The organism is Candidatus Competibacter phosphatis, from assembly GCF_012939995.1.
Taxonomy (GTDB): domain Bacteria; phylum Pseudomonadota; class Gammaproteobacteria; order Competibacterales; family Competibacteraceae; genus Competibacter; species Competibacter phosphatis.
The window spans coordinates 19,519-45,549 of record NZ_SPMZ01000016.1 but is presented as its reverse complement, the minus strand read 5'-3'; the positions used below and the strand labels follow the sequence as shown (position 1 = coordinate 45,549).

22 protein-coding genes, 1 tRNA gene and 4 pseudogenes are annotated in these 26,031 nt (G+C 63.2%); 11 read left to right on the top strand and 16 right to left on the bottom strand.

The genetic code is table 11. The annotated features are described in order from the left end of the window. Positions 1-195 precede the first annotated feature (195 nt). Positions 196-272 (bottom strand) — tRNA-Met (locus E4P82_RS05610). 313 nt (positions 273-585) lie between these two features. On the opposite strand from E4P82_RS05610, the gene glyQ reads away from it, so the two are divergent. From glyQ to phoU, 5 genes and pseudogenes are all read left to right on the top strand, one after another. Then, positions 586-1,509 (top strand): glycine--tRNA ligase subunit alpha, encoded by a 924-nt coding sequence (gene glyQ, locus E4P82_RS05605; protein ID WP_169247978.1) that lies wholly within the window; start codon positions 586-588, stop codon positions 1,507-1,509. Beyond that, a pseudogene (glyS, locus tag E4P82_RS05600) lies at positions 1,502-3,578 on the top strand (glycine--tRNA ligase subunit beta). Before glyQ ends, glyS begins: the two are co-directional and overlap by 8 nt. A gap of 188 nt (positions 3,579-3,766) precedes the next feature. After that, on the top strand, positions 3,767-4,381 hold the full coding sequence (gene gmhB / locus E4P82_RS05595; protein ID WP_338140965.1) for a D-glycero-beta-D-manno-heptose 1,7-bisphosphate 7-phosphatase: 615 nt from the start codon (positions 3,767-3,769) through the stop codon (positions 4,379-4,381). Further along, complete coding sequence (locus tag E4P82_RS05590) at positions 4,374-5,174, top strand: lysophospholipid acyltransferase family protein (RefSeq protein WP_169247976.1); 801 nt, start codon at positions 4,374-4,376, stop codon at positions 5,172-5,174. The genes gmhB and E4P82_RS05590 overlap by 8 nt, the downstream gene beginning before the upstream one ends. A 23-nt stretch (positions 5,175-5,197) precedes the next feature. Further along, entirely contained in the window at positions 5,198-5,887 is a 690-nt protein-coding gene (gene phoU / locus E4P82_RS05585) for a phosphate signaling complex protein PhoU (RefSeq protein WP_169247975.1), read from the top strand. 85 nt (positions 5,888-5,972) lie between these two features. On the opposite strand, the gene murU is transcribed toward phoU, so the two are convergent. After that, positions 5,973-6,680 (bottom strand): N-acetylmuramate alpha-1-phosphate uridylyltransferase MurU, encoded by a 708-nt coding sequence (gene murU, locus E4P82_RS05580; protein ID WP_312914211.1) that lies wholly within the window; start codon positions 6,678-6,680, stop codon positions 5,973-5,975. Continuing rightward, positions 6,677-7,675, bottom strand: a complete 999-nt coding sequence (locus tag E4P82_RS05575; RefSeq protein WP_246327386.1) for an aminoglycoside phosphotransferase family protein — start codon at positions 7,673-7,675, stop codon at positions 6,677-6,679. Before E4P82_RS05575 ends, murU begins: the two co-directional genes overlap by 4 nt. An 88-nt stretch (positions 7,676-7,763) precedes the next feature. Between E4P82_RS05575 and E4P82_RS05570 the strand changes: the two genes are divergently transcribed. From E4P82_RS05570 to rsmA, 3 genes are read left to right on the top strand one after another with little or no spacing between them, the layout of a single operon-like run. Then, a complete protein-coding gene (locus E4P82_RS05570; protein ID WP_169247973.1) occupies positions 7,764-10,037 on the top strand; it encodes an LPS-assembly protein LptD in 2,274 nt (757 codons plus the stop codon). Between the two features lie 20 nt (positions 10,038-10,057). Continuing rightward, positions 10,058-11,488: a peptidylprolyl isomerase gene (locus E4P82_RS05565; RefSeq protein ID WP_169247972.1), complete on the top strand. Its 1,431-nt coding sequence runs from the start codon at positions 10,058-10,060 to the stop codon at positions 11,486-11,488. Between the two features lie 8 nt (positions 11,489-11,496). Beyond that, the gene (gene rsmA, locus E4P82_RS05560; protein ID WP_169247971.1) at positions 11,497-12,315 is read left to right on the top strand and encodes a 16S rRNA (adenine(1518)-N(6)/adenine(1519)-N(6))-dimethyltransferase RsmA; all 819 of its coding nucleotides are present in this window, start codon (positions 11,497-11,499) and stop codon (positions 12,313-12,315) included. A 59-nt stretch (positions 12,316-12,374) separates the two neighbouring features. Here rsmA and E4P82_RS05555 read toward each other — a convergent pair whose 3' ends face one another. From E4P82_RS05555 to E4P82_RS05535, 5 genes are all read right to left on the bottom strand, one after another. After that, positions 12,375-12,665, bottom strand: coding sequence for a DUF167 family protein (locus E4P82_RS05555; RefSeq protein WP_169247970.1), 291 nt, complete (start codon positions 12,663-12,665; stop codon positions 12,375-12,377). A gap of 4 nt (positions 12,666-12,669) precedes the next feature. After that, the gene (locus E4P82_RS05550; RefSeq protein ID WP_169247969.1) at positions 12,670-13,224 is read right to left on the bottom strand and encodes a YggT family protein; all 555 of its coding nucleotides are present in this window, start codon (positions 13,222-13,224) and stop codon (positions 12,670-12,672) included. Next, positions 13,221-14,126 (bottom strand): pyrroline-5-carboxylate reductase, encoded by a 906-nt coding sequence (gene proC / locus E4P82_RS05545; protein WP_169247968.1) that lies wholly within the window; start codon positions 14,124-14,126, stop codon positions 13,221-13,223. Before proC ends, E4P82_RS05550 begins: the two co-directional genes overlap by 4 nt. Before the next feature lie 77 nt (positions 14,127-14,203). Further along, positions 14,204-14,593, bottom strand: coding sequence for a hypothetical protein (locus E4P82_RS05540; RefSeq protein ID WP_169247967.1), 390 nt, complete (start codon positions 14,591-14,593; stop codon positions 14,204-14,206). Between the two features lie 95 nt (positions 14,594-14,688). Beyond that, a complete protein-coding gene (locus E4P82_RS05535; protein WP_420887066.1) occupies positions 14,689-15,378 on the bottom strand; it encodes a YggS family pyridoxal phosphate-dependent enzyme in 690 nt (229 codons plus the stop codon). Between the two features lie 138 nt (positions 15,379-15,516). Between E4P82_RS05535 and E4P82_RS05530 the strand changes: the two are divergent. Continuing rightward, positions 15,517-16,562: pseudogene (locus E4P82_RS05530) on the top strand (type IV pilus twitching motility protein PilT). A 22-nt stretch (positions 16,563-16,584) separates the two neighbouring features. Here the strand turns inward: E4P82_RS05530 and E4P82_RS05525 are convergent. The 8 genes and pseudogenes from E4P82_RS05525 to gshB all read right to left on the bottom strand — a co-directional run bounded on the left by E4P82_RS05525 (position 16,585) and on the right by gshB (position 22,984). Further along, entirely contained in the window at positions 16,585-17,094 is a 510-nt protein-coding gene (locus E4P82_RS05525; RefSeq protein ID WP_169247966.1) for a ferredoxin reductase domain-containing protein, read from the bottom strand. 2 nt (positions 17,095-17,096) lie between these two features. Continuing rightward, on the bottom strand, positions 17,097-18,380 hold the full coding sequence (locus tag E4P82_RS05520) for a dihydroorotase (RefSeq protein WP_169247965.1): 1,284 nt from the start codon (positions 18,378-18,380) through the stop codon (positions 17,097-17,099). Further along, a pseudogene (locus tag E4P82_RS05515) lies at positions 18,380-19,359 on the bottom strand (aspartate carbamoyltransferase catalytic subunit). Before E4P82_RS05515 ends, E4P82_RS05520 begins: the two are co-directional and overlap by 1 nt. After that, positions 19,356-19,823: a bifunctional pyr operon transcriptional regulator/uracil phosphoribosyltransferase PyrR gene (pyrR, locus tag E4P82_RS05510; RefSeq protein ID WP_211203045.1), complete on the bottom strand. Its 468-nt coding sequence runs from the start codon at positions 19,821-19,823 to the stop codon at positions 19,356-19,358. The pseudogene E4P82_RS05515 and the gene pyrR overlap by 4 nt, the downstream one beginning before the upstream one ends. A gap of 8 nt (positions 19,824-19,831) precedes the next feature. Beyond that, positions 19,832-20,344: a Holliday junction resolvase RuvX gene (gene ruvX / locus E4P82_RS05505; RefSeq protein WP_169247964.1), complete on the bottom strand. Its 513-nt coding sequence runs from the start codon at positions 20,342-20,344 to the stop codon at positions 19,832-19,834. Next, positions 20,328-20,892 (bottom strand): annotated as a pseudogene (locus E4P82_RS05500) (YqgE/AlgH family protein). Before E4P82_RS05500 ends, ruvX begins: the two are co-directional and overlap by 17 nt. 45 nt (positions 20,893-20,937) lie before the next feature. Further along, on the bottom strand, positions 20,938-21,201 hold the full coding sequence (locus E4P82_RS05495) for an energy transducer TonB (protein ID WP_169247963.1): 264 nt from the start codon (positions 21,199-21,201) through the stop codon (positions 20,938-20,940). A gap of 832 nt (positions 21,202-22,033) precedes the next feature. Beyond that, a complete protein-coding gene (gene gshB, locus E4P82_RS05485; RefSeq protein WP_169247961.1) occupies positions 22,034-22,984 on the bottom strand; it encodes a glutathione synthase in 951 nt (316 codons plus the stop codon). A 266-nt stretch (positions 22,985-23,250) separates the two neighbouring features. Here gshB and E4P82_RS22755 point away from each other — a divergent pair, with 266 nt between their 5' ends. Both E4P82_RS22755 and E4P82_RS05475 read left to right on the top strand, forming a co-directional pair. After that, entirely contained in the window at positions 23,251-23,826 is a 576-nt protein-coding gene (locus E4P82_RS22755) for a chemotaxis protein CheW (protein ID WP_169247960.1), read from the top strand. 69 nt (positions 23,827-23,895) lie between these two features. Next, positions 23,896-25,962 carry a methyl-accepting chemotaxis protein gene (locus E4P82_RS05475; protein ID WP_169247959.1) on the top strand — a complete coding sequence of 689 codons (2,067 nt, stop codon included), beginning with the start codon at positions 23,896-23,898 and terminating at the stop codon, positions 25,960-25,962. Positions 25,963-26,031: the final 69 nt, after the last annotated feature.

The following is a 26,031-nucleotide window of genomic DNA, read 5'->3' as shown; positions in this document are numbered from 1 at the left end:
CGGCTTATCGCCGATTCGCTAGATTCTGCATCGGACCATCAAACCGGGAATCGTGGATTCATCGATCGAGTCCATGTGATGTCCCCGAATGCCGGTGGATTTCCATGGGCATTTTCGAAAAACCAGGACGGTTATGCTATTGAAACCAGTGCTTGAGATGGAAGCCGGATATCCTCGGATTCCGGAAACTTGATATGGTGGCTATGGGTGGACTCGAACCACCGACCCCGGCATTATGAGTGCCGTGCTCTAACCGGCTGAGCTACATAGCCATTACGGAAAGGATTCAGACAAGGGCCAGTGATTATCCAGACTCGACACAACAGTGTCAATAGCTGGGATTGTCTCAACGTTCAGGTAGCGGGTGCTGGAAGCCTGTTCGTCACTTGCGCCACCGAGCAAGGGATTTTCCGAAATCAATCACTATAACCACATGGCTCAGAAAGATCGGCACTGCCCGAACGCTTGAGACTGGGTCTGGGCGATGAATCCCATCTTGCGTCCAAGCTATACTTGGCATCATTCATTCTCATCAAGCAACACCTGGGGACGGCCTACCGTCCCTTTCGAATTTTGGAGGCGCTTGTGCGCGATGTCTCGACCTTCCAGGGGCTGATCCTGGCTCTGCAAGATTACTGGGCCCACCAGGGCTGCGTGCTGCTGCAACCCTATGACATGGAAGTAGGCGCGGGAACTTTCCATCCCGCCACCTTCCTGCGCGCCATCGGCCCCGAACCGTGGAGTGCCGCCTACGTGCAGCCTTCCCGCCGGCCCACCGACGGCCGCTACGGCGAAAATCCCAATCGCTTGCAGCACTATTATCAATATCAAGTGGTCATCAAACCTTCACCGCTCGATTTGCAGGATCTGTATCTCGGCTCGCTGGAGAATCTCGGCCTCGACCCGCTGATTCACGACATTCGCTTCGTCGAGGATAATTGGGAATCCCCTACCTTGGGTGCCTGGGGACTGGGTTGGGAGGTCTGGCTGAACGGTATGGAAATCACCCAGTTCACCTATTTCCAACAAGTCGGCGGGCTGGATTGCAAGCCGGTCACCGGTGAAATTACCTACGGTCTGGAACGCATCGCCATGTACCTGCAAGGCGTGGAAAGCGTCTATGACCTAGTCTGGACCGATGGGCCGCTGGGTCGGGTCAGCTATGGCGACGTGTTCCACCAGAACGAGGTGGAAATGTCCACCTACAACTTCGAGCATGCCGACACGACCGCGCTGTTCGTCTGGTTCGATACCTGCGAATCCGAAAGCAAGCGCTTGATTGAAGTGGGTCTACCCCTGCCTGCCTACGAAATGACGCTGAAAGCCTCCCACACTTTCAACTTGCTCGACGCCCGTAAGGCCATCTCCGTCACCGAACGCCAGCGCTACATTCTGCGGGTCCGCGCCCTGGCCCGAGCGGTGGCTCATGCCTACCACGACGCCCGCGCCGCGCTGGGGTTCCCCATGTGTGCCCGCGCCGCCGCTTGCCTGGAGGTGACCCATGGCTGACACTCGCGACCTGCTGATCGAGATCGGTACCGAAGAACTGCCGCCCAAGGCGTTGCCCAATCTGTCCCTGGCGTTCGAGCGAGGCATCGCCGAGGGGCTGGAAAAAGTCGGTTTGGCCGGTGGCGCGCTTCGCCGCTTCGCCACCCCGCGCCGTTTGGCGGTGCGAGTCGATCGACTACCCGTGCGGCAGCCCGACCGTCAGCTTGAACGACGTGGCCCGGCGCTGGGTGCCGCCTTCGGTCCGGATGGCCAACCCACCAAGGCCGCCGAAGGTTTCGCCCGCTCCTGCGGCGTGACCGTCGCCGAACTGCAACGGCAGGAAACCGATAAGGGCGCTTGGCTGGTGTATGTTAGCACCGAGCCGGGGGCGCCGACCGCCGATCTGATTCCGTCCATCGTCGAAGCCGCGCTCGCGGCCCTGCCCATCCCCAAGCGGATGCGTTGGGGCGATCGCGACGACGAATTCGTGCGACCGGTGCATTGGGTGGTGCTGTTGTTCGGCACCGAGGTGATCCCCGCGACGATCATGGGGGTTCGCGCCGGCCGGGAGAGCCGCGGCCATCGTTTTCACCACCCCCAACCGATCCAATTGAGCGCGCCCGCCGACTACGCCCGGCAACTGGCCGACGAGGGCAAGGTGATCGCCGATTTCGACGAGCGTCGTGACGTGGTTCGCGCCCGTGCCGAAGCGGTGGCGGCCGAACTGGCAGGTGTGGCGGTCATCAAACCCGAGCTGCTGGATGAGATCACGGCGTTAGTGGAATGGCCGGTGGCGCTGGCCGGCAATTTCGAACGGCGCTTTCTGGACGTGCCGGCCGAGGCGCTGATCAGCACCATGCAGGACAACCAGCGCTACTTTCCGGTGGTGGACGCGCACAGCCGGCTGTTGCCGCATTTCATCACGCTAGCTAATCTGGAAAGTCGCGATCCCGCTCAGGTGCGGGCCGGCAACGAACGAGTGATCCGCCCGCGCTTCAGCGACGCCGAATTTTTCTGGAACCAGGATCGCGGCAAACCGCTGGCGGCACGGTTGGATGTGCTGAAGCAGGTGGTGTTCCAGCAGCGACTGGGTACCGTGGCCGACAAGAGCGCGCGAGTGGCGACACTGGCGCGTTTCATCGCCGAACAAAGGCAGAGTAACGCAGACTGGGCCGAACGGGCGGCACGGTTGGCCAAGTGCGATCTGATGACCCAGATGGTGCAGGAATTTCCCGAATTGCAGGGCATCATGGGCCGCTACTACGCGCGTCACGATGGAGAAGCCCCCGAGGTCGCCCCAAGCCCTGGAGGAACAGTATCTGCCGCGCTTTGCCGGTGACCGGTTGCCGGCGACCGCCACCGGCCAGAACCTGGCGCTGGCCGACCGGCTGGACACACTGCTCGGTATCTTCGCCATCGGTCAGGCGCCGTCGGGCGCCAAGGACCCGTTCGCGCTGCGCCGCGCCGCCCTGGGGGTGCTGCGCATCCTGATCGAGGGAGAACTGGATCTCAACTTGTTGACCTTGCTGGAACATGCCGCCAGCCAGTTCGAACCGACGGTTCGGGCCGGGAGCGCGGTGGAGGCGGTTTTTGACTTCATCGTGGAACGGCTGCGTGGTTACTATCTGGATCAGCAGGTACGTTCGGATACTTTCGAGGCGGTGCTGGAATGTCGGCCGCACCGGCCGCTGGATTTCGACCGGCGCGCGCGCGCGGTCGGCGCCTTCCGCGACCGGCCGGAAGCAGCCAGTCTGGCCGCCGCCAACAAGCGCATCCGCAACATCCTTCGGAAGGTGGATACCGTGCTGCCGTTCGAGGTGCGGCCCGACCTGCTGACCGAAGCAGCGGAGCAGGCACTGGCGGGGCGGTTGGTGGAATTGTCCTCCGAGGCGATCCCGCTGATGGAAGCCGGCCTGTACGGCGATGCCCTGAACCGGCTGGCCAGCCTGCGCGAGCCGGTGGATGCCTTTTTCGATCAAGTGCTGGTGATGGCCGAAGATCCGGCCGTTCGCGACAACCGCATCGCCTTGCTGAACGAATTAGGCAGCCTGTTCCTGCGCGTGGCGGATTTCTCGCGCTTGCAGGATTGAAGAAGAATGAAAGTCGGCGGCGACGGGCCGCGATATTGGGCGGGAGGTGTTTTCCATCGCAGCCCGGCAGCCAACGAGGTTTCATGTGAAACAAAGCCCGATGATGAAAGTAGCCGAGGTAGCGACCGGGATGGAGGCCGAATTGTCGTTTCACATGAGACGAAGTCCAGCGACGCCACCTGTGGTCAATGTCGCCGGTCGGATGGTTTCACGTGAAACATATACGTTGGCTTGCGCGGGTGAAAAAAACACGACCCACCATGAAGCTGATTATTCTGGATCGCGATGGCGTCATCAACGAAGATTCCGATGCCTACATCAAGTCGCCGGAGGAATGGAACCCGATTCCCGGTAGCCTGGAGGCAATCACTCGCCTGAATCACGGCGGCTATCGAGTGGTGATCGCCACCAATCAGTCCGGGATCGGACGCGGGTTGCTGGATCTGGAAACCCTCAACCAGATCCATCGCAAAATGCATCGGATGGTGCAGGAAGTCGGCGGTCTGATCGAGGCGATTTTCTTCTGTCCGGATGTGGACGAAGCCAACCCCTTCCGTAAGCCCAATCCTGGCATGTTGCTAGAGATCGGCCGACGCTTGAAATGCAACCTGCAAGGAGCACCGGTGGTGGGCGACAGCGTGCGCGACATCCGGGCGGCGCGAGCGGCCAACGCCTGGCCCCTGTTGGTGCGCACCGGCAAAGGCGCCCGGACCCTGGAACGGGAAGCGGAAAGCTGCGCCAACGTGCTGGTGTTCGACGATCTGGCCACGGTGGCCGAGTATCTGACGACTGACCATGAATGACCTGCGATTCGATTCGCTGCCCACGCGCGCGGTGGCCAAGCCCGCGGTTGTCGAGTTATGGGTGCGTTCGCTGCTCTTTTCACTCGGCATGCTGCTTTCGACCGTGGTGTGCGGGTTGGCGATCGTTCTTGGTTTTGCCTTGCCTTTCAACCGGCGTTACCGGTTGTCGCAATCCTGGAGCCGCTTCAACATTTGGTGGCTGCGAGTCACCTGCCGAATCGATTACCGGGTGAGCGGAGCCGAGCATATTCCCGACCGACCGGTCATCGTGATGGCCAAGCACCAGTCCACCTGGGAGACCCTGTTCCTGCAACAGTATTTGCAACCGACGGCATGGGTGGTCAAGCGCGAGCTGTTGTGGCTGCCGTTTTTTGGCTGGGCGCTGAAGTTGTTGCGACCGATCGCCATCGACCGTCGGGCCGGCTCTTCAGCGGTCAAGCAGGTGATCCGGCAGGGCATCGAACACTTGCGACGGGGTCAATGGATCCTGATCTTTCCCGAGGGTACGCGCACTGCCCCCGGCGTCCGCAAACGCTACGGCATGGGTGGCGCGGTGTTGGCCGCGCGCAGCCGTTGCCCGATTCTGCCGGTGGCCCACAATGCCGGGGAATTCTGGCCGCGACGGGGTTTTCTCAAACGTCCGGGCACCGTACAGGTGGTTTTCGGTCCCCTGATCGCCAGCGAAGGCCGTTCGCCGCAGGAGCTCAACTGGATGACCGAAACCTGGATCGAAACCACCATGACGCGTATCGGACGGGCGGCGCGGGCGGCGGCTCGACCCGCCGATGAGTGATTCAACCAAAGAGGCGATCTGGCATGGCCTTCACCAATACTCGACATACCGTCAAGCGTTTTGATTCGGAAATCGATAGCCTGATCGAACAGGTGCTGGAGATGGGGCGGGCCGCCGGGCAACAGGTCGAGCAGGCGGTCACCGCATTCAGGGCCGGCGATATCGAACTGGCGCAAGCGGTCGTGGCTGGCGACGATATGCTCAACCGTCGCGACCTCGACATCGATCAGGCCTGTATTCGCCTGTTGGCCCGCCGTCAGCCGGTCAGTACCGACATGCGCCTGGTGATGTCTTTGCACAAGGCCGTCGCCGATCTGGAGCGGATCGGCGACGAGGCCAAGACTGTTGCCGAAAAAGCGCTGGCGATTCAGGCGCGCGGCGGCGCGTTGCATAAAGGCGTTGCGCATGACATGGACTGTCTGGCCCAGGTCGCTCTCCAGCGATTCGTGGCGGCGCGGGACGCGCTGGCCCGGCTGAACATCGAGCAGGCTTGGGAGTTGGTGCGTCAGGAGAAAGATCCGGTGGAGGAGGCGTTTCAGGACAGCTTGCGCTCGCTCAGCGTGCTGTCGCTGGAGGGCGGGCCGATGGTGGCGACGATCATTGACGTGGTGCTGGCGTTCAAGGCCCTCAAGCGGGTCGCCGACCACGCCGACAATCTGGCCGAATACGTGATCTATATCGTCGAGGGGCAGGACGTTCGACACACTGGCTGAGCGGAGCCGGCCGTTGATCGCCGGTGCCCTCGCCGGTACGATCCGACGAAAGGCACAGGCAAGGCGTCGGCGAGAGCCAGGGTATTCAGTCTCCGATGGCGGGGGAGCTTGAAGGCTGTGCCTTGGGTCGGCGCCGCAACTGGTCGTCCAGTTCGGCCAAGCGTTGCGGCGTTCCGATGTCCCGCCAGCCGCCGCGATAATGCTCGCCGGTCACTTGCCCGTCCGTCATTGCCCGCCGCAACAGCGGACCCAACGGAAAGCGGCCGGGTACGCAATCAGCGAACAACTCCGGTCGCAATACGCTGATCCCGCTGAAGGTCAGCCGCGCCGCGCCGGTTTCCCCCACCTGTCCGTCGTCGCACAAAGCAAAGTCGCCCACGGGATGGTGCGGCGGATTATCGACCAGCACCAGATGCGCCAGCCCGACGGGCGCGGCTGGCAGGTGGACGAAGGGATAATCGGTCCACACATCGCCGTTGACCACCAGGAACGGCTCCGAACCGAGTAGCGGCAGGGCTTGGAAGATGCCGCCACCGGTTTCCAGTGCGTCGGGTGGCTCCGGGGAATAGACGATACGCAGTCCCCATGTTCCGCCATCGCCCAGTACCGACGTCAGTTGCGCGCCCAGATGGCCGGTATTGATCACCAGTTCGGCGATGCCCGCCGCCTGTAGCGCGGTCAGTTGGTGAACGATCAACGGTCGGCCAGCGACCGGCAGCAACGGTTTGGGCGTGTGATCGGTCAGCGGCCGCATCCGTTCGCCGCGCCCGGCGGCGAGAATCATCGCCTTCACAGCGCGGGCTCCCAGCGATCCACTCGCCGCGCCCGCAGCAACTCACGCAAGCCGGTCAGTTCGGAGTGGCGGTTCGCCACCTCCAGCACATAGCCCAGAGTCCGGGGAATGTCGCGCAGGTAGCCGGTCTTGCCGTCGCGCAGCTTCAGGCGGGCGAAGATGCCGATGGCTTTGAGATGGCGCTGCATGCCCATCAGATCGAACCAGCGCAGGAACTGCCCGGCGTCGTCCAGTCCGCTCATGCCCAGCGCCCGTAGTCGCGCCCGGTAATCCAGCACCCAGCGTTCGACCTGCTCGCGCGGCCAGGCGATATAGCAGTCACGCAGCAGCGAAACCAGATCGTAGGTCACCGCGCCCACCACTGCGTCCTGAAAATCCAGTACGCCGGGGTTGACCGGATCGGTGACCATCAGGTTGCGGGAATGGTAATCGCGATGGACCCATACCCGTGGTTGTTCCAGGGCGTTATCGGCCAGCAAGGCGAAGACTTGGTCAAGTGTTTGCCGCTCGTCCATGCATAGTTCCAGGCCAAGCAGGCGCTCCAGAAACCAGTCACGGAACAGGTCCATTTCCCGGTGCAGCAGCGCCGAGTCGTAGAGCGGCAACAGGGGCGAATCGGGATCGCCGCCGATTTGCAGACACGCCAGTGCCGCCAGCGCGTCGTCGTACAGGCTGGTCACGCTGTGCTCGTCGAGTTCCGCCAGATACTGACGGCTGCCAAGATCGGTCAACAGCAACAATCCCTGGTCGAGATCGCCGGCCAACACTTCGGGCGTGTTCAGGCCCAGACCGCGCATGGCCTGGCCGATGGCGACGAACGGCCGGCAGTCTTCCTTGTCCGGCGGGGCGTCCATCACGATCCGGGTCTGGCCGTCGTACCAGACCCGGAAATAACGGCGGAAGCTGGCATCGCTGGATGCCGGGGCCATGCGGTCCGGCGCTACCGGCAAGACGGTGTTCAGCCATTCCAGCAGTAGGTGCTCACGGTCGCTCAAGCAGGTTCGCTCCATCTGGGTGAGATTGCAGCCATGGTCAATCTATGCGATGTTAGGGCACTTTAATCGACACGTAAAATCCTGCTCCGTGACGCCGTATTTCCGAGTGCTGGCGACCGGCGCCGTGTTGGCGGTACTGCCGCTGGTCGGTGTCCAGGCGCAATCCACCTTCAATCCGTGGCTCCAGTGCGAAGCCGACGAACTGGTTCAAGAGATCGTGCCGGCCACGCCGAACGCGCCGGCACCGGACGATCTGCCGGTGCGGGCCGAAGCCGGCCGGGTCGAATCCTCATCCACCTGGTCCGTACTGGAAGGTGACGTCAAGTTGTCTCGCGGCGATCAGCGCTTGCGCGCCGAGCGAATGACCCTGGAGCGTCCGGCCAACCGGGTTCGGGTCGAGGAAGGATTCACCTACGGCGATCCCAACCAAGCGCTGCGTGGCACCCAAGCTGAGGTGGACCTGAACGCCGAGACCGGTTGGTTCAAGGATGCGGATTACTATCTGCCAAGACGCAATGCCCAGGGTTACGCCGAGAAGGTGAATGTGGACCGTGCCCAACAGACCAGTCGACTGGAAGACGCCACCTATTCAACCTGCCCGCGCGGTCGGGAAGCGTGGGAGCTGCGGGCACGCCGGCTCAACCTGAACTCGGCGAGCGGTCGCGGTACGGCCCACGATATCGTGTTGGCGTTCAAGGATACGCCGGTATTCTATTTTCCGTATTTGTCGTTTCCCATCACCGAGGAGCGGCAGTCCGGGTTCCTGTTTCCACGCCAAGGTTATGATAGCGAGACCGGCTTTGATCTTTCGCTTCCTTATTATTGGAATATCGCGCCGGATCGCGATATGACCCTTACTCCTCGACTGATGTCCGCGCGTGGCCTGCTGTTGGGCGCGGAGTACCGCTATCTATACCCTGACCGGCAGGGGAAAATCGACGCTGAGTACATCCCCTACGACCGTCGTTACGGCGACGCCCGCGGTTCCTTCAACATCGTCGACCGGGCCACGCCGCTGCCCAACCTCTACACTAACCTGCGGTTCGAATATGTTTCCGACGACAGTTACCTTCGAGACTTAAGCAACAACCTGGATTTCCTGACGGTCAACTACCTGGAACGGTATCTGGATGTGCGCTACCAGGGGGACTGGTGGCGGGCGTTGGCTCGGGTGCAGGGTTACCAAATTCTAAATCCGGCGCTGTTCGCCCTGACCGGCGATCCTTATGAGCGCTTGCCGCAACTGGTTTTCGACGGTGCCTGGCCGACCGGGGCTGGCGGTTTCAACTACCGCCTGCACGGTGAAGTAGTGAGCTTTCAGCAATCCGACTCTGCGGTGGTGACCGGAACCCGCCTGGATCTATGGCCGACCGTGGGTTGGGCGTTGGAAAAACCCTGGGGATACTTGAAACCCCAGGCTGGATTTCGCTACACCAGCTATCAGCTCGACAACACCGCAGCAGGCGCCAACGATGCGCCCTCGCGCGCCGCGCCGGTGCTCAGCCTGGATAGCGGCTTGATCTTCGAACGGCCGTTGCAGGCCGACTGGCTAGGCGTGACGGCCGGGACGCAGACGCTGGAGCCGCGTCTGTTCTACCTGTATGTCCCTTATCGCGACCAGGACGATATCCCCATTTTCGACAGCGCTCGGATGGATCGCGATTTTGACTGGTTGTTCCGCCAAAATCGTTTCACCGGTGCCGACCGGCTGGGTGACGCCAACCAGTTAACCGCCGCGCTGACCTCCCGGCTGATCGACGGATCGAGCGGTCGCGAGCGCCTACGCGCCAGCGTCGGCCAAATCCAGTATTTCGAGGATCGCCGGGTGAACCTGTATCCCGAACTTCCCCCGCAAACCGCAGCCAATTCGGGACTGATCGCCCAGGGAGCGTTGAACCTGTCGTCCCGCTGGTCGGTACAAGGGGGTGTACAACTGGAGCCGGACAACAGCGACTTGCTGCGTACCGCATTCGACTTGCGCTATTTCGCGACTTCGCGTCAGTTCGTCAACCTGTCCTACCTGCGGGATCGCGACCCGTCCGACCTGGGGTTGAGCGATCAAATCCACTCCGTGGATGCTTCGTTGGTGTGGCCGCTAAGCTCGCGATTACGAGTGCTGGCCCGCTGGAACCAGGCATTGAACATCGACCGCAATCTGGAAACCCTGGCCGGGTTGGAATATGAGGATTGCTGCTGGGCGTTTCGCGCGGTCGCGCGCCAGTACCGCGACAGCCCGCTGGAAGTCGATGCGCAAACCGGTTTTTACCTGGAACTGGAACTGAAGGGACTGACCCGATTGGGCGGTGGTCTGGAGACCGTGTTGCAAAGTTCCATCTTCGGCTATCAACCAATTCGTTACTAGCATTCATTCCGATGACACGTATGAACAAACGCTTGCTTGCTTTCTTGCTGTATTTGCCGTTGGTCATCCTGCCGGCCATTGGCCAAACCCAACTGGTGTTCGGTCCCGGACCCGAAGGGACGGGCAGCGCGTTGGATGCCATCGTGGCGGTGGTCAACGACGACGTCATTACCCGCCGGGAACTGGAGGCGGCGACGGCCACGATCAAAATCCAGTTGCGGCAGCAGAAGGTGCCGATCCCGCCCGATTCAGTGCTGGAGAACCAAGTGCTGGAGCGGTTGATTTTGTCCCAATTGCAACTGCGCGCCGCCGAACGCAACGGCATCACCGTGGATGATGCCACCTTGAATGCGGCCATCGAAACCCTGGCTCGGCGCAACAACATGAATCTGACGCAGTTGCGGCAGATGATCGAGAAAGATGGCGCCGATTTCGCCAAGTTCCGCGACGACGTGCGCCGGGAAATCATGGCGGGGCGGCTGCGCCAGAAGCTGGTGGACAGCCAGATCCAGGTTTCCGAGCAGGATGTGGACAGCCTGCAAGCCCAGTTGGCCGGCGGCGGTAATCTGGGCGGTGGCGGTAACAGCGGCGCCGACGGCGAACGCGAATATCATCTGGCCCAGATCCTGATCGCACTGCCGGAAGGCGCTACACCGCAGCAGGTCGAAACCGCAAGGCGTGAGGCCGACAAGGTGTTGGCGCGATTGCGGCAGGGCGCGGATTTTCGTCAGATGGCGGTGAGCGTTTCCGCCGGTCGGCAAGCGCTGGAAGGCGGCGATCTGGGCTGGCGACGCGCCGATCAGTTGCCCACCCTGTTCACCGAGGTGGTCCCGAAATTGCGACCCGGACAACTGAGCGAACTGATCCGCAGCCCCAGTGGATTTCACATTGTCAAACTGCTGGAAGTCAAAGGTGGCGGTGAAACGAAAGGTGGCGGTGAAACGCGTTCGTCCGCACCCTCCAACCTGGTGACGCAGACCCACGCTCGCCATATTCTGCTCAAAACCTCGCCGCAACTGTCCGACGACGAAGCCCGCCAGCGTTTGGCACAACTGCGTCAGCGCATTCAGAGCGGCGAGGATTTCGCGGTCGTGGCCCGTGCTAATTCCGAGGACACCCCTTCCGCCGAGCATGGTGGCGATCTGGGTTGGGTGACGCCAGGGATGTTGGTGCCGCAGTTCGAGCAGGCGATGAACGAACTACAGCCCGGCGAAATCAGTGCGCCATTCAAGACGCCGTTCGGCTGGCATATCGTTCAGGTGCAGGAACGGCGTCAGGGTCCGGCTTCGACCGAAACCGAACGAGCCCGAGTGCGCGAGGCGTTGCTGCGGCGGCGTGCCGACGAGGAATGGGAGCTGACCTTGCGCCGCTTGCGCGAGGAAGCTTATGTGGAAATCCGCCTGCAGCCGGCGGCGGCTTCGGTGGAGAGCTCCGCTCCGCCAACGCAGTGAGCGCTGCCTTGGCGCATCGCCCCCGCAAGCGCTTCGGCCAGCATTTCCTGCGCGATCCCGGTGTGCTTGAACGCATCGTCGCGGCGATCCGACCGGTGCCGGGCGATCATCTGGTGGAAATCGGCCCTGGCCTGGGCGCGCTGACCCGGCCGTTGCTGGCCGCCGTCGGCGAGTTGGACGCAGTGGAACTGGACCGCGATCTGCTGGAACCGCTGCGCGTCCATTGCGCGGATATCGGCAAGTTGCGGCTTCATCACGCCGACGCGCTGAAGTTCGATTTCGCCGCATTGCGTGGCACCGGTCCCCGTTTGCGGGTGGCCGGCAATCTACCCTACAACATCTCCACTCCCTTGCTATTCCATCTGCTGAATCAAGCCAGTCACCTGCGCGACCTGCATTTTATGCTGCAACAGGACGTGGTGGAGCGGATGGCGGCGGGTCCGGGCGAGGAGGCTTACGGCCGACTGTCGGTAATGTTGCAATACCGCTGCCAAGTCGAGCCGCTGTTCACGGTTGGACCGGAAGCGTTCCGGCCGCCGCCCAAGGTCCGGTCGGCGGTGGTGCGCTTGGTTCCACGTGAAACATTGCCCGTTGCGGTGCGAGACGAGCGGCTATTCGCCGAGGTGGTGCGGCGGGCGTTTGCCCAGCGTCGTAAGACCTTACGCAATGCCTTGCGCGGCTGGTTGGAAATTGCCCAGATCGAAGCGGCGGGTGTCAATCCTGGCGCCCGGCCGGAAACGCTGGACCTGGCGGCATTCGCGGCGTTGAGCGCGGTCGCTCCCTGCACCGATCCGGCGGCCAAAATTTACGGGGCTAGCAGTTCTTGAGTCCGCTACCGTGAGCGACGACATCCTTATCACGGTGGAACCGTGGGCGGGCGTGGTTTTCATGGACCCGCGATGCCGGGCGGTAATTGTTTAGGGGCAACGATGCGCCAGCGCTTGTCCCGGCCAGTTTCGCCGGCCAGCAGAGTGACCTGGTTTTTCGCCACCCCGAACAACTCGGCCAGAAAGGCGCGCAAGTGGGCGTTGGCCCGGCCATCCACGGGCGGGGCGACGATGCGGACCCGGAAGCGGTCATCCCACAGTCCCATCCATTCGTCGCGGCTGGCGCGAGGCTGTGCCCGTACCCGCAGCAGCAGCTCGTTACCTTGCCAGCAATACCCGCCAGCGTCCATCGCCTCAGCGCAACCCGCTCCACATCCCCAGCAAATCCTGGAGCAGCAGACTCACGAAAATCAGTGCCACCACCACCAACACCGGCGACAGATCCACCCCGGAAACCGGCGGGAGCAGCCGGCGAGCCGGACGTAACAACGGCGCGGTCAGTTGCGCCAGTACCCGCGCCGCCGGGTGGCGAGGATCAGGATTGATCCAACTTAGCACCGCCTGAATGATCACGCCCCACAGATAGATGTTGATCAACAACTTGAGCAGCTCCATTACCGTCACCAGCAGCACACCGCCGATATCGAGGGACCGCCCGAACAGCGCGGTAACCAACAGGACTTCCAGCAGTTGCAGCGCGAACGCCAGCACCACCGAGGCTAGATCCAGCCCCCGGTAGCCGGGCACGAATCGGCGCAATGGCAGTAGGAGTGGGTTGGTGATGCGCACCAGGAACTGCACCAACGGATTGTAGAAGTCGGCGCGCACGCATTGCAGCAGGAAGCGCAATATCACCGCCAGGATATAAAAACCGAAAACGGTCTGAATCAGGAATACGGTGGCGGTCACGGTTGCCCTCCAAGCAGATTGCCCAGCTCTTCGGAGCGGTGGCGGGCCGCTTCCAGCGCCTTGGCCACTACGGCGTCCAGTTCTTCGGCCAGCAGTTCCGGAGCTTCCAAAAGCGCCAGCGAGGCCGCCAGCGAGCGGGCGATCAACTTGTCGAGCTTTTCATCCTGGAAGACGCTGATCGCCCGCTCGGTGGTGCCGCCCGGCGACGTGACCCGAGCGCGCAGCGCGGCTGGATTCTCGGGGCTTTCCAGTGCCATCTTGGCGGCACCAAAAGCGGTCTGTAAGGTCAGCAACCGCGCCACCTCCGGGTCCAGTCCCAGTTGGACACCCATTTTTTCCAACGCCTCCATCAGCAGGAAGAAGTAGGCGGGTCCGCTGCCGGACAGCGCGGTAACCGCATCCAGCATCCGTTCCTGCTCCACCCAGACCGTCAGTCCGACCGAGCGCATGATCGATTCCGCCAGTTGGCGTTGCTCGTCGTTGACCTGGGTGTTGGCGAACAGCGCGGTGGCGCCGCTGCCGACCAAGGCGGGGGTGTTGGGCATGGTGCGGACGATGGCGGCCTCGCCGCCCAGCCAGCGACGGATATCCGGTTCGCGTACACCGGCGGCGATGGAGATCATCAACGGCCGGCGTGTCTGGACGATGTCGGCCAATGCTTCGGCCACCGAGCACAGCACCTGCGGTTTGACCGCCAGGACGATCACCTCCGACCGGGCGGCGATCTCCCGGTTGTCGGCGCCGGTGTGGACGCCGAAGCGACCACGCAGCAGTTCCCGGTGGCCGGCGTCGGGTTCGGCCACCCAGATGCGATCGGGATCGCCACCGCTGGCCAGCAACCCGCCGATCAGGCTGCGGGCCATGTTGCCGCCGCCGATGAAGCCTATGGGGATGTCTTTCATCTCCACCTCAGTCTTGTGAATGTCCGTGGCGCCCGAAACCTCTGGGGCGCCGGTTTACGGTGGCGCGGGAACCCACCTCAGTGTTTACCGCTCAGCAGCCGGGCAACCTGTTCGCTGATGCTGGCAAAGCGGTTGTCGCTTCGATAGGTCTCGTAGACCTGTTTCCGTTGGTCGGGACCGAGTTGCTGGTAGAACGCGTAGGTTCCCGGCAGGTTTTCGCGCAGGGCTTGTTCGAATGCCACCTGATCCAAGCCCGCAGCCAGTCGGTCGGTTGTTGTATCACCGACTGCGGTCGTGCCTGGCGCGGGCGGGGATGGATCGATCACGAGGCTTGGCGCTTGGCGCTTGGCTTCTTCCTCGATCTCGCGCAGATAATCGTCCGCTCCGAGCAGCAGCGGGATGAGCAGCAATAAGCCGGCCACGCAGCCGTGCGCGCGGGCGGAAAACCGGAGGGTAGTTGACGGCATGATCGTTTTCTCGGGCCTTGGAGCGGTTACCGGGATCGTCGTTGTTCGAGCGTCTCGAAGTCGTGGCCACTGCTAGCATACTGCAAAGATGCCGCTCAAGGGCGGGAGCCGAACAGCGCGGTACCGATGCGGACCAGGGTCGCGCCTTCGGCGATGGCGGCCTCCAGATCGTCGGACATGCCAGCGGAGAGCGTATCCAATACCAGTCCGGTGTCGGCCAGTCGCTCTCGCAGTTTCCGTAGCCGGGCGAAGGGCCGCCGTTGGGCGGCAAACGCAGCCGCTGGGGCCGGAATGGCCATCAAGCCCCGTAAGCGCAGACGCGGCAGCGTGGCGACCGCGTGGGCGACCTCGGCCAGTTCCGCTTCGTCCAGACCATGTTTGGTGGGTTCCCGGTCGATGTTGACTTGTAGACAGACATTCAGCGGCGGCAGGTGATCGGGCCGCTGTGCGCTCAGCCGTTCGGCGATTTTCAGGCGGTCCACGCTGTGGACCCAGGCGAAATGCTCGGCGATGCCACGGGTCTTATTGGCTTGTATCGGTCCGATGAAATGCCATTCCAGCTCCAGCGTGGCGAGCTCGGTCATTTTATCCAGCGCTTCCTGGAAGTAATTCTCCCCGAAATCGCGCTGACCGGCGGCGGCCAGCGCGGCGATGGCCGCCGCCGGCTGAGTCTTGCCGACCGCCAGCAGCCGCACCGCGCCCGGTGGACGCTGGAAGCGTTGCTCGGCGGCGCGAATCCGGCCCAGTACGGTGTGCAGGCGAGCGGCGTAGTCGGCGGTCATCATGGCGGGATTACTCTGACGGATTGGCGCACGGTCAAGAAGGTTTGACGATCGACACTATAATACTATGCGGAAACCGACCCGAACGGGACCATCTCTCGGCGGGACACCCCTCACAATCTCTTGGCAGGAGCGATCATCGTGACCCTTGACGAACTGTTGACCTTTTCCGTGCAGAACAAGGCTTCGGATCTGCACCTGTCGGCGGGTTTGCCGCCGATGATCCGCGTGGATGGCGATGTCCGCCGCATCAATGTGCCGCCACTTGAGCACAAACAGGTGCATGGGCTGATCTACGACATCATGAACGACAAGCAACGCAAGGATTACGACGAGTTCCTGGAATGCGACTTCTCGTTCGAAATTCCCAAGCTGGCCCGCTTCCGCGTCAACGCCTTCAACCAGGATCGGGGCGCGGCCGGCGTGTTCCGCACCATTCCCACCCAGATCATGAGCCTGGAGGAACTCGGCTGCCCGCCGGTGTTCCGGGATCTGATCAACGTGCCGCGCGGCCTGGTTCTGGTGACCGGTCCGACCGGTTCCGGTAAATCCACCACCCTGGCGGCGATGATCGACCACATCAACAAGAACGAGTACGGCCACATCCTGACCATCGAGGACCCGATCGAATTCGTCCACCAGAGTCAGCGCTGCCTGATCAACCAGCGCGAGGTGCACCGCGACACGCTCGGTTTCAGCGAAGCGCTGCGCTCGGCGCTGCGCGAAGACCCCGACATCATCCTGGTCGGCGAAATGCGCGATCGGGAAACCATCAGCCTGGCGTTGACCGCCGCCGAGACCGGTCACTTGGTGTTCGGCACCCTGCATACCAGTTCGGCGCCCAAGACCATCGACCGCATCATCGACGTGTTTCCGGCCGGCGAGAAGCCGATGGTGCGGTCGATGCTATCCGAATCGCTGCGCGCGGTGATCTCGCAGGCGCTGCTCAAGAAGAAAGGCGGCGGCCGGACGGCGGTCCATGAAATCATGGTCGGCGTGCCGGCCATTCGCAATCTGATCCGCGAGGATAAGGTGGCACAGATGTACTCGTCGATTCAGACCGGCGCGCCTTCGGCATGCAGACGCTCGACCAAGGTTTGTTGGAGCTGGTCAAGAAAGGGTTGATCGCCCGCGACGAAGCCTTGAATTACGCCCAGAACAAGGCCTCGTTCAAACAGCAAATGTGAGGAAACCCGATCTCCTTGCCGATCACGACAAGGAAGCGGCGCGGGTCTGGCGGGCCAGCCGATAGGCGTCGGCCAAAGCCTGGGCGGTTGCCAGCAGCGCTTCGCCGCCACAGGCAAACACGGTGACATCGGCCACACCCTGCGAAATATCCAGCCAGCCGCGCGCCAGATCCGTCGCGGTGCCCTCGAAACAGCCGGGCTGGTCTCCAGCCGGACAGGCGATGCGACTGGGGATGCCCCAATCCTCCAGCAGCGGCAGCGCGGCGATGATGCCAACGGGCAATCCAGGAATCATGATCCGCGACGGTTGCGGCCGGAACGGCAGCGGCGGCGCGAATTCGAACAGCGCGAACGGTTTGACCCGAGGCTGCCGGCCGCGCAGCGTTCGGGCCAGCGAAACGATCGGGGCGATACCGCTCTCGTCCGCCAATAGCAGCGCGCGTGCCGTGGTGGCGCCCAGGTCGAACGGTTCGCCGGCCGGCGCCGAGGCCAGCGGAGCGATCATGTCGACGAGCGAAGCGTCCGTTTTCATTTTCACCTTCGCGCCTCACGCGCATGGACCACCTGCCCTTCCAGCAAGGTGTGCGTGACCTGCCCGTGCAGTTCCCAACCCAGAAACGGGCTATTGTGGCCGCGGCTAAGCAAGGTGTCTGCTTCCACCCGCCATTCGGCGTCAGGGTCGAAAACGCAGAGGTCGGCCGGTGCGCCGGTCCCGAGATGGCCGCTGTCCAATCCCAGAATTCGCGCCGGTCCCCAGGTCAACCGCGCCAGCAGCGTTGGCAACGGCAGCACGTCGTCCCGCGCCAGCCGCAGGCTCAGTGCCAGCAGGGTGTCCAATCCGGAGATGCCGGGTTCGGTGTCGCCGAACGGCGCTTGCTTGGCATCCGGCTCGTGCGGCTGATGGTCGGAGCAGAGCGCGCCCAATACACCCTTGGTCAAGCCGGCGCGCAGCGCGTCCAGATCGCGTGGGCCGCGCAGCGGTGGACGTACATGGCAGCAACTGTCGAAGCCGCTCAAATCGATTTCGCTCAGATACAGATGATGGACGGCGGTATCGGCGGTCACCGACAGCCCTTCCGCTTGGGCGCGCGCCACCAGTTCCACCGCCCGAGCGCTGGACAGCCGACCGAAATGCACCCGCACGCCCAGGTCGCGGATCAGTTCCAGATCGCGGGCGATGACGCCGGTTTCCGCCGCCACCGGAATGCCGGGCAAGCCAAACCGGGTGGCGACCTGCCCCTCGTGGGCCAAACCATGGCCCAGTTCAGGATCGAGCGGGGTCAGGAACACGGTCAGATCGAAGGTGGCGGCGTATTCCAGCGCCCGTCGCAGCACCCGGCTACTGGCGACCGTGCGGCCACCGTCGCCGACGCCGACGCAGCCGGCTTCCTTGAGTGCCGCCATCTCAGCCAGTCGCTCGCCGTGCAGGCGATGGGTCAGCGCTCCTAGCGTCAGGACCCGAACCTGGCCGGCGGCCCGGGCCCGCCGTCGGATCAGTTCCACCACCGCCGGTTCGTCGATCACCGGATCGGTGTCGGGCGGACAGACCAGGGTGGTGATGCCACCGCTGGCGGCGGCGCGGGCTTCGCTGGCGATGGTGGCCTTGTGTTCCTGGCCGGGTTCGCGCGGTCGGGCGCACAAATCGATCAGACCGGGACAGACGATCTGACCGCGAGCGTCGATCCGCCGGTCCGGCGTGAATCCGGCCGGCGGCTGGCCGGACCCGGCGATGCGACCGTCGGCGATGAAAAGATCGGTGACCGCGTCGGTCTGGTGGGCCGGATCGATCACCCGGCCACCCTCGATGGCAATACGCATCAAGCGTCCTCCCCGAGCGGTCGGGCATGGTTGCCCAGCGTGATCGACATGATCGCCATGCGCACGGCGATGCCGTTGGTGACCTGTTCCAGGATCACCGAGCGCGGTCCGTCCGCCACCCGCGAGTCGATTTCGACGCCACGGTTGATCGGGCCGGGATGCATGACGATGGCATCCGGCTTGGCCAGTGCCAGCCGTTCCTCGGTCAAACCGTACTGCTGGAAGAATTCCTGTTCGGTCGGCAACAGTGCCCGCTCCATCCGTTCCCGTTGCAGGCGCAGCATGACGATCACATCCACTTCTCGCAGCCCTGCTTTCGGACTGTGGAAAACCCGTGCGCCCAAGCTTTCCACCCAGCTGGCAGCAGGGTGCGCGGGGCGATCACCCGCACTTCGCCGGCGCCGAGGATGTTGAGCGCGTGGATCAGGGAACGAGCCACCCGCGAATGCAGGATATCGCCGACGATGGCGACTTGCAGGCTGGGAAAATCCGGTTTGTGACGGCGGATGGTGAACGCATCCAGCATCCCCTGGGTGGGATGGGCATGACAGCCATCGCCGGCGTTGAGGACCGCGATGTGCGGCTTGACATGGCGGGCCATGAAGTCCGCCGCGCCGCTTTGCGGGTGGCGCACCACGAACATGTCGCACTGCATCGCCTCGATATTGCGCAAAGTGTCGAGCAGGCTTTCACCCTTGGTCGTGGCCGAGGTGGCGATGTTGAGGTTCAGCACATCGGCCGACAGCCGCTTGGCCGCCAGCTCGAAGGTGGTACGGGTCCGGGTGCTGGCCTCGAAGAACAGGTTGACCACGGTCTTGCCGTGCAGGGTCGGCAGTTTCTTGACCCGTCGTTCGGCCACGCCGCGCAACGATTCGGCCGTGTCAAGGATTTCCGTCAGATGGCGGCGGGTCAGCCCTTCCACGGTCAGGAAATGCAGCAACCGGCCCTGGCGGTCCAACTGGAGGTTGGCGGCGCTCATGGCACGGTTTGAATCAGCAGTTGCAGGGGGTCGGGACCGACGAGCTGGATCTGCTGGCCGGGTGGTAGCTTCAGCCGGGTGCCGACCACGTTGGCTTCGACCGGCAACTCCCGACCGCCGCGATCGACCAGCACCGCCAGCAGCACCGACGCTGGGCGGCCATAGTCGAACAATTCGTTCAGCGCGGCGCGCACGGTGCGGCCGGTATGGAGCACATCGTCGATCAGCACCAGGTGACGGTCGTCCACGTCGAACGGCAGCTCCGAGGGGCGAACCTGCGGATTGACGCCGATCCGGCTGAAGTCGTCGCGGTAGAAGGAAATATCCAGCCGGCCGAGCGGCGTGGCGATGCCAAGCCGCTGGTGCAAGCGTTCGGCGACCCAGACGCCGCCGGTGTGCACCCCCACCAGCGCCGGTTCGGCGATGCTGCGTCGGACCAGCAGATCCTGTAGCTGCCCGGCCATCACTTCGATCAGGAATTCGGCGTCGCGCACGATGCGAGGCTCCGTTGTTGGTTGAACCAGCTTTCCAGAATGAGCGCCGCCGCCCGATCATCCAGCGCCGCGCCGTCACCGCGTCGACGGCCGACGACCGGCTCGAAAGCGCGTTGTTCGGCTTCCCAGGAGGACAGCCGTTCGTCGATGGTCGCCACCGGCAGGCGAAAACGGCCATGCAACTGGCGGCTGAAGCGCAACGCGGCCACGGTCATGGCGTTGGCGCTGCCGTCGGCGTGGCGCGGCACTCCGACCACCAGCAGATCCGGTCGCCATTCGGCGAGTAGCCGGTCGATGGCATCCCAGTCTGGGCGCTGTCGGCGTACCGGCAACACCCGCAGGGGTTGGGCCGCGCCGGTGATCGCCACGCCGGTCGCGACGCCGATGCGGGTCCGGCCGAAATCGAAACCCAACACCACCCGCGGGGATTGGCGTGCGTCCGACGCCGATGGAGCGGCCGCCGGTTCCGGCGGATCAGGCGTGGCCGGCATCGGCGGACAGCAGGGTCAGGTCGATCCCCAGCAGGGCGGCGGCGGCCAGCCAGCGTTGGTCGCTGGGCCTGTGAAACAGAATGTCGGGATCGGCGGGACCCGACAGCCAGGCATTCTCCGCCATTTCCTGCTCCAATTGTCCCGGTCCCCAACCGGCGTAACCGAGGGCGACCAGCATCTGTTCCGGGCCTTCGCCCCGCGCCACCGCCTGCAGGATGTCGCGGGAGGTGGTGATGCCGATCCGTTCGGTGACCCGCAGGGTGGCGCCCCAGTCACCGAGCGGGCTATGGATGACGAAACCCTGCTCCGGCTGGACCGGGCCGCCGTGGTAAACCGGCAATCCCGCGATATCGGGTCGGTCGGTGGTGATCTGGAGATGTTCGAACAACTGCCCGAGCGTCAGTTGCAGCGGTCGGTTGATGACCAGACCCAGCGCGCCGCTGTCGTTGTGCTCGCTGAGATAAGTCACTGTCTGAAAAAAAGTTCGGATCCGCCAGCATCGGCATGGCGATCAGAAACTGATTGGTCAGGTAGGTGGGCTCGGTCATGATCATAGTATCGGGATTCGATCCTACCTTGACAAGCCGCCGGCTTCAGCGCGCCCGAATCCGGCCGCCGGGGTCGAAACGCCAGGGACTTTCGATCCGCAGCAGGTCAACCTGTCGGCGCAGTTCGGCTGGAAAGGGGGGATAGGGCGCGGCCAGTTCGACGATGCGCCGGGCCGCCCGATCGAGTTCGGCGTTGCCGGATGAACGCAAGATGCGGACTTCCCGCAAGCTGCCGTCGGCGCGGATTGAGACCTCCAACAGAGGACCGGTGCTGAGGTTCAGGCGCCGAGCCGCGTCGGGAAAATTCATCTCACCGACGCGCGTGACCTTGCGCGCCCAGTCAGCGGCGTAAAAACCAGCCAACGACCGGGTGTCGGCCAGGTTGACCCGCTGGCTGCGTACTCCGGCATTCGCCCGCTGCTGGATTTCCGTATCCAGGCTGGCAATCTGTCCCAGTAGGGCGGTGCTGTTCAGCGGGCCGCGAGCACGGGTTCCACCAGGAGCGGAGGGCTGCTTGGCAATGCGGGAAGATCGAGTCGGTTTCGGCGCGGCGGGTTTCGCCGCAAGTGCTTGGGAGGGATGAGATGGTTTGGCAAGCGGATTTGCCTCGACTTTCTGAGTCGGTTTTTGGAGAGGTGGCGGTTTCGGCTTGGGCGGCGGCCGTTTTGGCGACGTGGCCGGCTGTTTTGGGGGAGGTGACGGCTTCGGCGTTGGGCGGCGCCGGCGGNCGTTTTGGCGACGTGGCCGGCTTGGTGGCGACGGTCGGTTCGATCCGGGTTACCGGAGGGGGAGATTGAGCCGACTCAACCGGTTCGGGTATCGGTTTCGATACGGGCGGGGATAGCTCGACGGGGGCAGTGGGTTCCGGGGGCTGAGCGACCGATGGTGGCGAGGCGGCGGCCGGTGCGGTGGGCTCCGGGATGGAAGTCCCCCTGGCGGGCTTCGCCGGTACCGGGACGGGTGGCAGCAACACCACTTCGAAGCGCGGGGGCTTGGAATAGTGGAGTGCCCACCAATCGGCCGGTACGCCGAACAGCAGGGCGAGGTGCAGACCGGAAGCCAGCAGCAACGCCAGCAGCAACCGGCCGGTGACCTCGGTGTCGTGCACGATTCCGCTCATTCATTACCGAACCGGTGGTCGTCAGCGCCGCAGGCGCCGTTCAATGGCAACCATCAAATCGCCGCCGATATCCAACCCGAACTGGGCATCCAGCTCCCGCGCGCAGGTCGGGCTGGTGACGTTGATTTCGGTCAGAAAGTCGCCGATCACGTCCAGACCGACGAATAGCAGACCCATTTCGCGCAGGCGCGGAGCGACCTGAGCGCAAATCCAGCGGTCGCGGTCGCTGAGTGGTCGGCCCTCGCCGCGACCGCCGGCCGCCAGGTTGGCGCGAGTCTCGCCGGTTTGCGGAATCCGCGCCAGCGCATACGGCACCGGTTCACTGTCGATCAGCAGAATGCGTTTGTCGCCGGCCGTGATCTCCGGCAGATAGCGCTGCGCCATGGTCAGTCGTTGGCCATGCGCGGTGAGGGTTTCCAGAATCACATTAATGTTGGGATCATCCTGTCGCAGGCGAAATACCGAGGCGCCACCCATGCCGTCCAGCGGTTTGATCACGATGTCGGCGTGTTCGCTCAGGAACGCCTTGAGCCGGGTCGGTTCCCGGTCGACCAAGGTCGGTGGACAGCACTGCGGGAAATTCAGAGCGAAGAATTTTTCATTGGCGTCGCGCAGGCTGCGCGGCTTGTTGATCACCAGCACCCCGGCCGTTTCCGCCAGTTCCAGCAGGTAGGTGGTGTAGATGTACTCCATATCGAACGGCGGATCCTTGCGCATCAGGATGACATCTAGTTGCGCCAACGGCAGTTCTCGCTCGCCGTGGAAGGAAAACCAGCCGTTTTTATCGTCCCGCACGCTCAATAGACGGGCGCGGCCGAACGCCGTGTCGGCGCGGGCGTACAGATCGGCCTGTTCGAAGTAATGCAGCTCCCAGCCACGGGCCTGGGCAGCGAGCAGCATGGCGAAAGTGGTGTCTTTCTTGATGGTGATGGTGGCGATGGGGTCCATCACCACACCGAGCTTGATCGTCATGGCCGGCGGGTCCGTAAGGTTGCGTGGATGCGGTCCGAACCATCCGTGCGGGACGGTCGAAGCGCATCCGCGGGGTGTGAAATAGGGACGGATGCGGATTCTGTCATGGCATCGCAGTCATTAGTATGCTAAAAATCACAATAAAAAAACTAATGTGTTGCGGTACGATCGGGCATGTTATCCAGGCTGAAGACGATCCATCGATCCAGCAATCCGGGCCGCGCGAGGCCGTTCGTCCGGCTCCATCCCGCTCAGAGGACTATTTTGTGGCAGATGCGGCAATAACCACCACCCCTGCGACACCCCCTCATCCGTTGCATCCGTTCGACGTTCTGCTGCAACTCGACAAACGCATCCGCGAGCGAGTGCCGGTCGCGGTGACTGGCGCGCAGCAATCGGAGATTCGCGGACGGTTGGCGCTGCGCCTGGGTGCGTGGAACCTGCTATTCTCCATGGACGATGTGGCCGAAATCATCCCGGTTCCCCACATTACTTGGGTGCCTGGCGTCAAGCGCTGGCTGCTGGGAATCGCCAACCTTCGTGGTAAGGTCATCTCGGTGACGGATTTGCGGGATTTTCTGACAGGCCGGCCCACCACGCGGCTGCCGGGCAGTCAAATCGTCGTCGTGCGTGCCGGAGAATGGGATTATGGCTTGCTGGCCGATGAGATTATCGGAATGCGGCATTTCGGCCCGCAGCACCGTCTGCCTTCGCTGGATAACGTCGACGAGGGATTGCGTCCCTATGTTTCCGAGGGTTTTTCGAACAACAACCAGCACTGGTTGGTTTTCGATACCGGCAAGCTGCTGGCCGACCCCGGATTTCTGAATGCGGCCAGCTAGGTTTTCGAGAGTTTCCCCGCAGCAAGATCGGACGGGGTCGGTCAGGATCAAGTTCAACGAGAAATTGAAATGCGTGACTCGCGAGATCATTCGGCGCTGAAAGGATTTTCCATCACTTACCTGGCATTACTGGGCGCGCTGGTGCTGTCTGTCGTGCTGATGGGCGTTACTTTTGTCCTGCTGGAGCGGCAGGACGCGCGCAACGAAACTCAGTTGAAGCTGGCCGGCGAACAGCGCCTGCTGTCACGCTCGATCGTCACCGAAGCCTTGGGGGCCGCTCGCGGCAAGGAGGCCGCGTTCGCCAAGCTCAAGCAAAGCCGGGACCGCTTCGAACAGATACTCAACGATCAGAAGAGCGGCAGTGAATCATTGAACTTGCCGCCGCCGCCGGCCGAGCTCAAGCCGTTTCTGGAGGATCTGAGTGACCGCTGGAATCCGGTCAAGAACGAAAGCGACATCATTCTGGCCGGACGCGAATCGGTGATCTCGGTCAGCAATTTCCAGCCCTTGCTGGAAAGCTCCCTGACTCAGATGAGCACCTTGTCCGATGAGATCGCCAAGAGCATGGCCAACAGCCGCGTCGATCCTCGGCAGGTCTATCTGGCCACCAACCAACTCCAACTGATACAGCGGATCGAAAGCGATCTCAGGCGCATGCTGACCGAGGGCGGCTTGAGCGCCGCCGCCACCGCCGACCGATTCAGCCGCAACGTGAACTTGTTTGGCCGGATCCTCAAGGGCATGCGGGAAGGCGATACCCGGCTCGGAGTCGACCGCGTGAGCATCCCCGACAGCGCTGGCAAGCTGACCGAACTGGCCGATCTGTTTAAAACGATCGAAACCGAAACCACTCGCATCGTCGACAAGGCCTCGGAACTGGTGAAGGTCCAGAGCGCCGCGCAAAGTATCGCGGACAATGGCGACGCCTTGCTGGAAGCGGCCAGCAAGCTGCTCGAAGCCTATGCCAGCGGCAGCCGTCAGGTGCGCCTGCTCGGTATCCCGCTCAGCTATCAGATCGCCTACATCCTGGGGGTGATCGCTCTGGTGCTGTTGATCGTGCTGTTTTACATTCAAAACAATGCAAGCCGGGGCCGTTTGATCGAGGCCGAGCTGCGCAAACAGGAGACCGAGGAGCAAAACCGCCGCAACCAGGATGCCATCCTGCGGCTGCTCGACGAACTGGGCAATCTGGCCGAAGGCGACCTGACCGTGCAAGCCAGCGTGACCGAAGACATCACCGGGGCCATCGCCGATTCGGTCAACTACGCCATCGAGGCTTTGCGCGATCTAGTGTCCACGATCAACAGTACCTCGGGGCTGGTCGCCGCCGCCGTGCAGGAAACCAGCGCCATCGCCGATCGGCTGGCCAAGTCCAGCGAAATTCAGGCTCGGCAAATCGAGAACGCCAGCGCCACTGTCATGCAAATGGCGCACTCCATGGACGAGGTGTCGTCGAAGACCGCCGCCTCCGCCGAAGTGGCCGAGAAATCGGTGGGCATCGCCCACGAGGGCGGCGACCGGGTACGACGCACCATCAACGGCATGAATACCATCCGCGAGCACATCCAGGACACCTCCAAGCGCATCAAGCGACTGGGCGAATCCTCGCAGGAAATCGGCGACATCGTGGCGCTGATCAACGACATCGCCGATCAGACCAACATTCTGGCGTTGAACGCCGCGATTCAAGCCTCGGCGGCGGGCGACGCCGGTCGCGGCTTTGCGGTGGTCGCGGACGAAGTGCAGCGGTTGGCGGAACGCTCCAGTAATGCCACCAAACGCATCGAAACCCTGGTCAAGACCATTCAGGCCGACACCAACGAGGCGGTGATCTCCATGGAGAAGAGCACCACCGAGGTGGTCGGCGGCGCGGGGTTGGCGGAAAAGGCCGGCGAGGCGCTGGAAGAGATTGAGAAGGTATCCGCCAATCTGGCCGAACTGATCGACGAAATCTCCAAATCCGCCGGCCGGGTCTCGGAGATGGCTTCGCGGGTGTCGGGCGCGATGACGTCCATCAACGAAATTACCGGGCAGACTGCCGAGAGCAGCGTGGCGACCGCATCCGCCATCGGTAAATTGAACCAGTTGGCGCAGGAACTGCGGCAATCGGTGGCCGGGTTCAGGCTGCCTGGTTGAGGTTGGCTGGCGAAGCGAGGTTCGGGGATGCAAAAGCGCGCGGTTGTCCCGAAAAGCTCGGGTCCGAAT